We start from the raw sequence: 11,800 nt of genomic DNA on the forward strand, positions 1-11,800 counted from the left end.
ATCTTATTCTTTAGTCGGATCACTCTTGATTACTGTTCCCTCACGCACCAGTCCGGCACCTTCGGCTATAATAACATCACCCGGCTCAAGTCCTGTTTCAACGATATATTCAGTACCGTTATTCAACCGGAACACTTCTACCGGGGTTGATTTCGCTTTACCGTCGACCACTTTATATACAAATATACGATTCTGCAATTCGTAAGTAGCCGCTTGCGGAATAATGATACATCCTTTCTTTATAGTAGGAACTACTACTTTACCACTTCCACCGTTACGCAGGAACTGGTCGGGGTTGGCAAAAACAGCCCGCAGTCCAACAGCACCGGTTCCTTCATCCACCGTACCGCTGATAGCGTCTACCTTTCCGGTATGGGAATAGGTTTTTCCATTGCTCATAGTCAGTTCCACTTCGTCCATGTTTTCTATCGCTTTTTTAAGTGAGCCATATTGTTGTACAAAGTCGAGTATCTGATTCTCCGTCATGGAGAAATAGGCGTATACTTCGCTGTCGTCCGAAACAGTGACTAACGGCTCGGTGATACTGCTGCTCACCAACGCCCCTACCCGATAAGGAATCATGCTGGCGACTCCGTTCACCGGACTTTTCACTTCGGTATAAGAAAGGTCATTGCGCGCATTCACTTCCTGTGCCTTAGCCTGTGCCAATGCCGCTTCTGCCGCCGCTTGTTCATTACGGGCTGTTTGCAGATCGAATTCGGACACAATCTGTTCTTTGTAAAGTTCAGCTTTACTATCTGCTGTCAATTTAGCAGTGGCAAGCTTGGCTTCCGCGCTTTTTACATTGGCAACTGCTGTTTCCAACGCTGCTTTATAAGGAACCTGGTCGATAATGAAAAGTGTCTGCCCTTTATGGACAGGATCCCCTTCATTGATACATATTCCGGTAATAATGCCACTCACCTGCGGACGAATTTCAACATACTGCCGCCCTCGTAACGTAGCTGTATAATCGGATTTTAAAATCTGGTCACTTTGTGTTACGGTAAGTGTTTTGTACGTGGCCTCTGCCTTTTTCTGTTGCGAACCTCCACAAGCACATAACAGAGGCAAACAAACCAAGGCAAAAATGATTAGTTGTTTCATTGTAGCTATATTTAAATGATTGTTAATGATTTATAACCCATTATTCCATAAAAAACGCGACTGACCAAATCTAAGAATTATCAAACAATAAAATAAGAATGTAGTGACGAACGGCAAGAATATGATGACGAACGACAAAAGGGAATGCTTGGGGTTTCAGAACAATCTTTTATCTTTGCAAAGAAGTGAGAAAATATACTTCCGGGAGTTAAACGAGCAATGAGAAGAATATGAAACGTACTAATATACCTGTTTACATCGACTTGCTTTTCTGTCTGGTAATCATGCCGCCCATCATCATGCTAGTGCCGGTAGACAAATGGATTGTACACCACACGGTCTTTATGCTGACCCTGATTGCCTATCTTTACGGTCTGTACTTCATCTACCGTAAAGTGAAACTACCGATGCTTTTCATGCAACGGAAGTTCGGACATATCTTACTGCTCATGCTATCGCTTATCTTCATCACATGGTTGCTAACCCACTTTCCATATCCACCGGAACCCGACAATATAGATCCGATAATGCATAAAACCCGGCAACATATGCGGGCGCAGACTGTGTGGTTCTTTTTTCTGGTAGTGACGGGGTTCAGCCTTTCCATAGAACTGATCTTTGAACTTTTCCGGCAAATTCTTTCCAAACAGGAGATTGAAGCGGAAAAGAACAAGGCGGAGCTGGCTCTCTACAAGGCACAAATCAATCCGCACTTCCTTTTTAATACATTAAATGCTCTCTACGGGCTGGTACTTACGAAGTCGGACAAAACAGAATCCGCCTTTATCAAATTTTCCAATATTCTGAAATATATGTATGCCCAGACTACTTCAGATCTGATTTCCATAAGCAATGAAGTAGAATATATACGCCAATACGTTGACCTGCAATCTTTGCGTTTAAACAAGCATACGAAAGTGGTATTTGAAACCGAGATGGATGACGAACAGATACAGATTCCTCCGATGATTCTCATTACTTTTGTCGAGAACAGTTTCAAATATGGCGTTTCGTCCGACACGGACTGTACAATTCTTATTCGTATCATTGTAAAGGAGGGACTGCTAAACTTTGAAACCGAGAATATGATTATGAAGAAGAACCACAAAAATCCTCATGCCATCGGAATAGACAATTGCCGTAAACGACTGGAGCTTCTTTATCCCAGCCGCTTTGCATTGATTACAAAAGAAGAAAACGGATGTTTCAAAACCTATCTTAACATTCAACTACGATGAAAAAGCTTACTTGTATCGCTATTGACGACGAACCGATTGCATTGCTCATCATCAGCCAGTTTTGCGAACGAAAAGGAGGACTGGAACTTACTACTTTCAGCGAACCGCTGACCGGACTGCGAGAAATAGCCCGGCGCAAACCTGATCTGGTCTTTCTGGATATTGAAATGAACAGTACCAACGGACTGGATATTGCCCATGCGCTTCCTCCCGAAAGTTGCCTTATTTTTACGACAGCCCATGCACAGTATGCACTGGATGGCTTCGACCTCGATGCCGTGGATTTCCTGCATAAACCCTTTGCTTATGAACGATTTGAAAAAGCTGTTGAGAAAGCGATTGTCTTTATTGAAGCACGCCAGCATAAAGTACCGGAAAACATCATAATCAAACAAGAATACAATAACATATCCATCCCTATCTCCGATATTCTTTATATCGAAGCAATGGAGAATTATACGAAAATATTCCGTATAAACGGCAACTATATATTATCGCGCACAAGTCTGAAAAGTATTCAGGAGATGTTACCCGAAAAGTCTTTTCTACGTACGCACCGCTCCTATATCATTCCGGTTAATAAGGTGGAACGGTTCTCTAAACGGGAAATAAACCTGACCGGATGCCGGATTGTAATCCCCATAGGAAGACAATACGCAGAAAATGTCTATGCTACATTGACGGCCAGAAATATGACACTATAAACAAATCTACAGAATACCGGAGCTTTTTAAATTAGCTCCCGGCTTTCTGGGTATAAATTAATTTATCTCTTTGGCTGATTGTCCACAAGCCATCTATCAAGCGTACATTTTTCGTATCATCGTCTTCCACGTTCCATGCATAACCTCCTGAAAGCAGTCCACGCCTTTCCAATATTTCATTGGGCTGATTATTGGAGAAGAAAAGTTCCAGCTGTGTAGAATCGGGACCAAAGACAATGAAAGCTGAAGTGCCGCTGCCATCCACCGCTTCTGTACGAATCCCTTTCTCAAATAAGCGGATACAGTCTTTTTGCACTTCACACCATACGTATCCGGCAGAACCGATACAGCCATGTTCATCCCGGTCACCTCCCACAAGCGGAGATTGCGGATACTGAACTAATTTGGTAGCCGGCATCCCCGGTGTATATTTTCCTGTATAAAAGACTTCCAGCGTATCATTCAGAAGTAAACCGTTGACTTCTTCTTTATTTGCATCCATCGTACTGAATGAAAGGGTATCATTCTTATCCGTAACAATCGTTACCGTATTCATGGTTGCATCACTTACAATTCCTTTAGAACTGCTCACTTTCGACGAGCAACCTGCCATGAGGCACAGAGTGCCTACCGCTAATAGCATTGTTTTCATTTTCTTTAAATTTTGCTTTGTTTTAAATTAATGCAAAGATAAAGGTTATACATCAATATCCCACTTCTACAAAATAAATTAATTTCGGGACAGTTTGTTCAGTTGCACTGCCTAAAATGCCTATATTGGACAACGATCTATTAGAAATTCAGTCTACCTTTGTGATGTAGATAATCAAAAGTTAATACGGAATGCCATGAAAAAAACTTTTCAAATCCCAACTCCCAAAACTCTGGAAGCCTTGACTGGTAAGGAACTTTATGATCTATGGACTTCACTTCGCCAACTTATCGAACAGAAGTACAATATGGAACAAATGTGGAATCATGGAGGAAAAAAATGGACCTACGAATACAAATATCGCAGAGGCGGAAAAACTCTATGTGCCCTATACGCCAAAGAGCAAACGATTGGGTTCATGGTTATTTTAGGTAAAGATGAACGCACTAAATTCGAATCCATGCGAGAAATGTTCTCCAATGCGACTCAAAAGATATATGATGAGACGACCACTTTCCATGATGGGAAGTGGCTTATGTTCGAGTTAAAAGATACTTCTTTATTTAATGATATAGAGCGGCTCCTATCTATCAAACGAAAACCAAACCGATGATTGAATCAGAAATAAATAAGAGATATTGTCAAAGTTGCGGGATGCCTCTCCGCTTTGATGTAGAGAAATATCTGGGTACTAACTCCGACGGTTCGCGAAGTGATGAATATTGCTATTACTGTCTGAAAGACGGAAAATATATCGTTGACATTCCGATGTCGGAAATGATTAATATCTGGATAAAATACACCGACAAGTACAATGAATATGCAGGTACTGCTTATTCGCCGGAGGAACTTAGGCACATCCTCAACGAACGGTTACCCCATCTGAAACGGTGGAAACAGAAGCTGGAAACCTGTAATATCCATCACCAGAAGATTCAGGATATAATCGTTTATATCAATAATCATTTATTCGAGACTTTGAATACAGACATGCTTAGCACGATAAGCGGACTTTCCAAATATCACTTCAGAAGAGTGTTTCAAACTGTTGCCGGAGAAAATATCGGAAGCTACATACAGCGTTTACGTCTCGAACAAATAGCACATTTGTTAGTATCCACCGAGTTTACATTAAATCAGATTTCGGAACAGACAAACTATCAGACCAAATTTAGTCTAGCCAAAGCCTTCAAAAAACATTTTGGCGTATCGAGCTTTCAATATAGAGAGAAGTACAAGCCGATGTATGATGAGCAACATGCGGTTATCACTCCTGAAATCCGGTCGATTCTGCCAATGAAAGTATTTTGTATCGAGGTTGGTGAAAAATACAAAGATGAGCTCCGATACAAATTAATATGGAACAGACTGGCCAATTACGCCAAGCAGCATAATGAAGAAAAGTTGAATTATAAGTTTGTCAGCCTTAGTATGGATGACCCGTCCATAACTCCCATGAATAAATGCCGCTTCTATCTCGGGGTGACAATCGATGCCACTGAAAATGATTCGCAACCGGAAGTGATGGAAGTTCCCGGTGGACGTTATGCTGTATTCAGACATATCGGAGACTACTCTTTGTTGCATAAGTTATACCGGACTATTTATGAAAAGTGGTTTCCGGAAAGTAAATATCGCCCTCAAAGTACCTTTAGCTTTGAGATGTATATGAACCGTCCCTACTCTACTCTTAGAACAGAATTAATGACCGACATTTATATTCCGGTCACAAAGAAATAAGAAATTATCAACACTCTAAAAACAATGTATTATGGGAAAGATTTCAGAAATCATGCTATTGAAACAACCGGAGCAATCCGCTTTGGCTGTTGAAGTACACACGGATATGAACGGAATGTCGGAGGCTATCGGGAAGAACTTCGTAAAAATAGACTCTTTATTTAAGGCACAAGGCGAAGTCACTACTGATATTCCTTACGTTGAGTATCCCGACTTTGAGAGCCTGACTGAGCACAATATAAAAATGATTATTGGTCTAAAATCATCCAGAGAGTTACAGGGTGAAGGGAATATACGATCTATTACGATACCGGAAAGAAAAATAGCTTCCTGTCTGCATAGAGGAACTTACAGTGAACTGGCTGTCCTGTACAATGAAATGATGGAATGGATAAAAAACAACGGTTACAAACCTTCGGGAACATCCATAGAATATTATTACAGTAATCCCAACATACCCGAAGAAGAACAGGTGACGAGAATAGAAATGCCACTATTATGAATATTTACTTCATCTAGTTATTTCTTTCCTTACTATCAATAACTATCGAATATACATTCCAGTTTTCGTTCAACTTAAGTCAAACGAAAACTCATTAGGCAACGAAAAAGATATTGTATTCAAGGAGAACAACTAAAAATAGCATAGCGAAAAATGAGTTCTTATACCCTGAAGTACCCCACAAAATAGATCAAACACAACAGATGCAGACATCATTTTTGTATCTTTGCCGGAGACTGAATAAACATGAAAAGAGAAATCCTATATCAAAAGATAGCCGGCACTATCGCTTGGCAAATAAAAACAGGTATATGGAAAGCAGGCGAGAAATTACCTTCTTTACGTACTATCAGCAATGAATATGGCGTGAGTTTAAACACGGCAATCCAGGTATATTATGAACTGGAAAAGGAAGGATTTATCATCTCCCGCCCCAAATCAGGGTACATTGTCAATTATAAACCATTAAATTTGTCTGCTCCGGCAACAACACAACCTGCAACTCAATCTTTAGGAAAGGAAGAGGCCGACTTAATCATGGAAGTATATCATTCCATCGAAGATTTGTCCATCACCCGTTTCTCACTGGGAATACCGGAAGACGTTCTATTGCCTATTGCAAAGCTCAATAAGGAATTAATCAAGGCAATGTATTCACTTCCGGGAAACGGTACCAGGTATGAAGACCCGCAGGGAAATATTCGGTTAAGAAACTATATTGCCCGTTTTGCATATAGCTGGAATGGAAATCTGACTGAAGATGATATTGTCACTACCACGGGAGTGACCAATTCTATCTCTTTAGCATTATCTGTTATTGCCCGAAAAGGAGATACGATAGCTGTTGAAAGTCCTGTTTATTTCGGCATATTGCAGTTGGCCAACAGCATGGGACTCCGGGTGTTGGAACTGCCCACCAACCCTGTAACAGGTATTGAGCCCGATGCTTTAAGAAAAGTATTACCGCAGATTAATCTATGCCTGCTTATCAGTAATTTCAGTAATCCACTGGGAAGTTGTATGCCCGATGAGCATAAAAAAGAGGTAGTGCAGATGTTGGCTGAATATAATATTCCTCTGATTGAAGATGATTTATACGGTGATGTATTCTTCGGACATTCACGCCCTAAGCCATGCAAAGCTTTCGATGAAAAGGGACTTGTGTTATGGTGTGGCTCTGTGTCAAAGACATTAGCTCCCGGTTACCGGGTAGGCTGGATTGCCCCCGGTAAATTTAAGGATGCTGTTATTCGCCAAAAACATATTCATTTAATATCCACTCCTACCCTCAATCAGGAGGCCATTGCCAACTTTATGGAAAACGGCAGGTATGAGAATCATTTACGCAGGTTGCGCCATGAATTACATTCCAACAGTCTTCATCTGGCACAATCTATTACCTACTATTTCCCCGAAGACACTAAAATCATAACTCCGCAGGGAGGTTTCATGCTTTGGGTGGAACTAAACAAAAAGATTGATACCACAGAATTATATTACAAAGCCATGCAACACAAGATCAGCATTGCTCCCGGACGCATGTTTACACTGCACGACCAGTACAAAAACTGTATGCGTTTGAGTTTCGGTCAGCAATGGAGTCCTTTTATCGAAGAACGCTTGCAGGTTTTAGGAAACATTATCAAAGAATCATTCTGATTGGCGGATATACTCCTTTACCACCTCTCCGAGAGTCTTCAGCCCTTTCTCTATTTTTTCTTCAGGCATATTGGAGTAGTTTATTCTAAGCGTATTTTCCTTGTTGCCATTCGGATAAAAAGAACCTCCCGGAACAAAAGCAATCTTTTTCTCCAGACTTCTGACTAAAACATCGCGTGCTGAAATCCCCACAGGAAGTTCTATCCAGGTAAATAGTCCGCCTTCGGGACGAGTAAACTTTATTGTATCCGGAAAACAACGTTCTATACTTTCAATCGCAACATTCCTGCGCTTTCTATATACTTCGACTATTTTTGCAATATGTTTATCAATATCATACCGCTTCAGATATTCGGCAATGGTCATCTGGGCAATAGTGTTACATTGTAAATCCGTACCTTGCTTGACTAATACATATTTGCGGATAATATCTTTATCCCCCGCAATCCAGCCAATCCGAAAGCCGGGACAGAATATTTTCGAAAAACTGCCTGTACACAAGATATTTCCAGCCTCATCAAAAGACTTTATAGAGGGCAAAGGTTCTCCCTCAAACCTTAACTCGCCATACGGATTATCCTCAATAACTGCAACACTGTATTTGGCAGATAATTCAGCCAATTTCCTGCGTCTTTCCAGACTCCACGTTTTTCCTGTAGGATTCTGAAAGGTAGGTATCGCATATATCAGTTTTATATGCGGAGTGTTACTCAAAACATCTTCCAAAACGTCCATCATCATCCCTTCCTCATCCGTGGGAATTTCAATGAAGCTACACCCATACGCTTTGAATGCGCTAATCGCAGCCAAATAGGTCGGGCTTTCACAAAGCACGACATCTCCTTCGTCTAAAAAAACTTTTCCAGACAAGTCCAATCCTTGTTGCGAACCATGGGTTATCAAAATATTGTCTTTATCGAAAGCCGTGCCCAAACGCCCGTTCATCCGGTTGGCAATCCATTCCCGCAAAGGAGCATAACCTTCCGTTGTGGTATATTGAAGTGCTTTTGTACCTGCTTCTTTCAATACAATCTGATTAATCTTATTGATTTCATCTATTGGGAAAAGTTCCGGAGCAGGCAGACCACCGGCAAACGAAATCACATCTTCCTGTTCAGTCACTTTTAATATCTCTCTTATTTCCGAAGCCTTTATATAAGACATTCTTTTAGCAAAATTCAACTTCATAACCTTTAAGTATATTAGGAGATTAAAACAACACTGCAAAGTAAAGCAAAAAAGAAAGACGAGAACAGATACACTTTTTTATATATTGACAGGTACAGATGAGGGAGTTTTCAAAGGATAGCTATATGAAGTTAATCTCCCATATTACTTATTTCGTCATGAGAAATCAGGGCGTTCGTCGAATAATCCTATACAGAACCCTGTTTAAACTTACCTTTGCACAGAAAACAAAAGTAATCGATAGTAACTATGGAAGAGCAAATACTAATTTTTCGCACCTCGGTAAAGAATGTACGGGATATCAAACATATCGCAGCGCTTTTCACCCTATGTCCCCAAATCTACAAATGGAATGTAGATATGGAGGATTGGGAAAAAGTGTTGAGAATAGAATGTCAGGGGATCACCCCGACTGAAATATTAAAGGCATTACGCGCCATCAACATTTATGCACAGGAACTGGAATGGAAGCAGAGAGAAAGCCATAAATTAATAGCGAGGTAAATCCCTTACCTCTTCATAATATTTTTCTATTCCAATCTCTTGCATCCGTTTGTTGATGGCTACAAATCTCTTATATAAATGTTCATCAAAACCTGTATTCTCGCAAGGAAAACAGCTACACTGGAAGCAATAATCCACTTGCTTCTCTTCGCTGCATACACGAACATTACAGTTTTTGAACAACTTGCATTTTTCTTTTCTGCACCCCTGACAAGTCGCCACGGACAAATGATTTAAAAACTCTTTAAAATCGGGGTATTTTGCAAAGACAGGCTCATCAAGCATCTCTACAAAACGTTGTGCATAGACATCAAAATTGCCTAATGCCTTCTTGAGTTCACCGCTGTGATAAGAAATATCTCCATCGGCAAAAGCAAAGCATTTTCCGCAATGCAGTCCACAAGGGGCAATCCGCCCCTTAATAAATTCACCATCCACCTTTTTCATTTTCACTCTTCAATCATTAATTCCATCTGTATGTCTCCTCTTTCATAAGTCGTGTGATATTCGGGAAGTTCCTTGAAGCCTAACTTATGATAAATATGGATAGCCGGTTTCAGACGCGTATTGCTCTCTATAAAGATTCTTTTACCACCAAGCTCCTTCGCCTTATTGACAACGGCTTCGCAAAGTAGTACTCCGATACCTTTTCCTTGAATCTTGGGGCTAACAGCCAACTTGGCTAACTCATAATCATACAACGGATGATCCATCTTGCACAAAGCACATACACCGACCGGTTCATCTTTATAAAGAGCCACCAAAATAGCTCCTCCCTTATCCAGAATATATTCCTTTGGATGATCTAAAGCCTTGTAATCGGCCTCTTCCATCCGAAAATAAGCAGTTATCCACTCTTCGTTAAGAGTCCGGAAAGCAGATTGATAGCAAGGTTCATAAGGAACTATTTGGATGTCCTTACTCTCTCGTTCCTTTTTCGCTTCCTTCACCCGCTCCAACAGGGATTTATCCGACAAAAGATTCTCCCATTCTTCGATAGCTTTCCAAAGATCATTCCGGGTTTGCTGCGTGATTTGCTCAATAGCTGCCGTAACATCTATGCACTGTTCCGAAAAAGAGTCGGACATTCTTTTTCCTTTGGCAGATAACATGACCATGTTTCTTCTCCCGTCGGATTTGTCCTTTGTCTCTTTCACTAATCCTTTAGCTACCATTTCTTTAATAATATTACTCACGGAAGGATGAGAATGACCAATCTCTTTGGCTATGGACGTAATGGTTTTTGCCTCCCCACGTGATAATACAAAAAATACTGGAAACCATTTCGGTTTGAGGTCTATTCCAAACATTTTATAGATGGCGGCCGCATCTACTGTTATTTTATCGGTCAACATGCGTAATCTGCTGCCGATGGCTAATTTGCCCGTCTGATTAAAAAAGTCCATGTTTTTATTAGTTGCGTTACTAAATACGTAATTAATTACACAAATATATCAGCTTTTCATAATATGAACAAACATTTTCCGTAAAAATACGTAAGCAGTTACGTAATTAGTTCTGTTTATGGATAAACATCAGGAAATAGTGAAAAGAATATTTGCCACTCCCCTTTCCCAATTTGGCATACGTGTTTCCATGAGCCCTGTTTCTTGAAGTATCAAAAAGGCAAGTTGTAAACTCTGTTTGTGAGAAACAAGAGAGTGCCGATAATAAAAGAACAAATACAATAATTAGCTTCTTCATGTTTATAACGTAACATTTATCTTTTTCAATTCTTCAATCTTTCCACCTGTAATATAAGGTATACATTCGGATATCTTCTCAATACTCCAATCCCACCATTGCAATTTCTGCAATTGGGCAATCGTATTCTCATCAAAACGCTTCCGGATTTCTTTGGCCGGTGTCCCACCTACTATCGTATAAGGAGGAACATCTTTAGTAACCACTGCCCGCGACGCAATGACTGCCCCATTTCCAATATGTACTCCTGCCATGATAACAGCTTCATATCCAATCCAGACATCATTACCTATTACTATATCTCCTTTATTATCCCAGGCAGAAGTTACATCTCCCTTATCTAAATTCCATTCCTCAAAAAAGATAGGAAATGTATAATTGGATAAAGAATTCAATGTGTGATTTGCACTGTTGAAAAGAAACTTAGCTCCACAGGCTATGGAGCAGAATTTTCCTATTATCAAGCGATCTTTATTAATCGGATAATGATATAAAACATTGTTCTTCTCAAAAAGAACCGGATCATTTACAAAATCATTGTATATTGTATAATCACCTACGATAATAGCAGGATTCTTAATCACCGTATTCAGGTAAATAGTCTGAAAATCATTGGTACGAGGATATATGTTCGAATTCATTGTAATAGCTACTTTTATATGGTTTATTGAATAGAATAAATAAAATGACTTGTGATTTAGGTTAAATCACAAACAGTTGTAACAGCAGAACTTTCTATTGTTACAATCCGTATGGGCGAAGCTATTTACAAAGTTGCCATTTCATTGTGTTAGCAGAACTG

Annotated in this window: 13 protein-coding genes and 1 pseudogene; 7 read left to right on the forward strand and 7 right to left on the reverse strand. The window is 40.1% G+C overall.

What is annotated here, in order from left to right:
- Positions 1–3: 3 nt before the first annotated feature.
- The gene (locus tag NXX38_RS01615; protein WP_148365765.1) at positions 4–1,107 is read right to left on the reverse strand and encodes an efflux RND transporter periplasmic adaptor subunit; all 1,104 of its coding nucleotides are present in this window, start codon (positions 1,105–1,107) and stop codon (positions 4–6) included.
- Between the two features lie 230 nt (positions 1,108–1,337).
- Between NXX38_RS01615 and NXX38_RS01620 the strand changes: the two genes are divergently transcribed.
- Both NXX38_RS01620 and NXX38_RS01625 read left to right on the forward strand, forming a co-directional pair.
- Positions 1,338–2,345: a sensor histidine kinase gene (locus tag NXX38_RS01620; RefSeq protein WP_148365767.1), complete on the forward strand. Its 1,008-nt coding sequence runs from the start codon at positions 1,338–1,340 to the stop codon at positions 2,343–2,345.
- Positions 2,342–3,049 carry a LytTR family DNA-binding domain-containing protein gene (locus NXX38_RS01625; protein ID WP_217721308.1) on the forward strand — a complete coding sequence of 236 codons (708 nt, stop codon included), beginning with the start codon at positions 2,342–2,344 and terminating at the stop codon, positions 3,047–3,049. The genes NXX38_RS01620 and NXX38_RS01625 overlap by 4 nt, the downstream gene beginning before the upstream one ends.
- Before the next feature lie 31 nt (positions 3,050–3,080).
- Here the strand turns inward: NXX38_RS01625 and NXX38_RS01630 are convergent, their stop codons facing one another.
- Positions 3,081–3,701 (reverse strand): hypothetical protein, encoded by a 621-nt coding sequence (locus NXX38_RS01630; protein WP_258978451.1) that lies wholly within the window; start codon positions 3,699–3,701, stop codon positions 3,081–3,083.
- Between the two features lie 196 nt (positions 3,702–3,897).
- On the opposite strand from NXX38_RS01630, the gene NXX38_RS01635 reads away from it, so the two are divergent.
- The 4 genes from NXX38_RS01635 to NXX38_RS01650 all read left to right on the forward strand — a co-directional run bounded on the left by NXX38_RS01635 (position 3,898) and on the right by NXX38_RS01650 (position 7,602).
- Positions 3,898–4,314, forward strand: a complete 417-nt coding sequence (locus NXX38_RS01635) for a DUF3788 domain-containing protein (protein ID WP_258978452.1) — start codon at positions 3,898–3,900, stop codon at positions 4,312–4,314.
- The gene (locus NXX38_RS01640; RefSeq protein WP_258978453.1) at positions 4,311–5,441 is read left to right on the forward strand and encodes a GyrI-like domain-containing protein; all 1,131 of its coding nucleotides are present in this window, start codon (positions 4,311–4,313) and stop codon (positions 5,439–5,441) included. Before NXX38_RS01635 ends, NXX38_RS01640 begins: the two co-directional genes overlap by 4 nt.
- A 31-nt stretch (positions 5,442–5,472) precedes the next feature.
- Positions 5,473–5,943 (forward strand): GyrI-like domain-containing protein, encoded by a 471-nt coding sequence (locus NXX38_RS01645; protein WP_074557540.1) that lies wholly within the window; start codon positions 5,473–5,475, stop codon positions 5,941–5,943.
- A 246-nt stretch (positions 5,944–6,189) separates the two neighbouring features.
- Positions 6,190–7,602 carry a PLP-dependent aminotransferase family protein gene (locus NXX38_RS01650; RefSeq protein WP_258978454.1) on the forward strand — a complete coding sequence of 471 codons (1,413 nt, stop codon included), beginning with the start codon at positions 6,190–6,192 and terminating at the stop codon, positions 7,600–7,602.
- Here NXX38_RS01650 and NXX38_RS01655 read toward each other — a convergent pair.
- On the reverse strand, positions 7,594–8,790 hold the full coding sequence (locus NXX38_RS01655; RefSeq protein WP_258978455.1) for a PLP-dependent aminotransferase family protein: 1,197 nt from the start codon (positions 8,788–8,790) through the stop codon (positions 7,594–7,596). The two genes, NXX38_RS01650 and NXX38_RS01655, sit on opposite strands and share 9 nt — an antisense overlap.
- A gap of 249 nt (positions 8,791–9,039) precedes the next feature.
- Between NXX38_RS01655 and NXX38_RS01660 the strand changes: the two genes are divergently transcribed.
- The gene (locus NXX38_RS01660; RefSeq protein ID WP_258978456.1) at positions 9,040–9,294 is read left to right on the forward strand and encodes a hypothetical protein; all 255 of its coding nucleotides are present in this window, start codon (positions 9,040–9,042) and stop codon (positions 9,292–9,294) included.
- On the opposite strand, the gene NXX38_RS01665 is transcribed toward NXX38_RS01660, so the two are convergent.
- From NXX38_RS01665 to NXX38_RS01675, 4 genes and pseudogenes are all read right to left on the reverse strand, one after another.
- Positions 9,280–9,741 carry a DUF3795 domain-containing protein gene (locus NXX38_RS01665; protein ID WP_148365862.1) on the reverse strand — a complete coding sequence of 154 codons (462 nt, stop codon included), beginning with the start codon at positions 9,739–9,741 and terminating at the stop codon, positions 9,280–9,282. The two genes, NXX38_RS01660 and NXX38_RS01665, sit on opposite strands and share 15 nt — an antisense overlap.
- Before the next feature lie 2 nt (positions 9,742–9,743).
- Positions 9,744–10,700, reverse strand: a complete 957-nt coding sequence (locus NXX38_RS01670) for a GNAT family N-acetyltransferase (protein WP_195649998.1) — start codon at positions 10,698–10,700, stop codon at positions 9,744–9,746.
- 196 nt (positions 10,701–10,896) lie between these two features.
- Positions 10,897–10,998 (reverse strand): annotated as a pseudogene (locus NXX38_RS26675) (alpha/beta hydrolase); the annotation flags it as partial.
- A 2-nt stretch (positions 10,999–11,000) separates the two neighbouring features.
- A complete protein-coding gene (locus tag NXX38_RS01675) occupies positions 11,001–11,639 on the reverse strand; it encodes a CatB-related O-acetyltransferase (RefSeq protein WP_120080800.1) in 639 nt (212 codons plus the stop codon).
- Positions 11,640–11,800 lie beyond the last annotated feature (161 nt).

The organism is Bacteroides sp. BFG-637 (assembly GCF_024793605.1).
GTDB lineage: Bacteria > Bacteroidota > Bacteroidia > Bacteroidales > Bacteroidaceae > Bacteroides > Bacteroides vicugnae.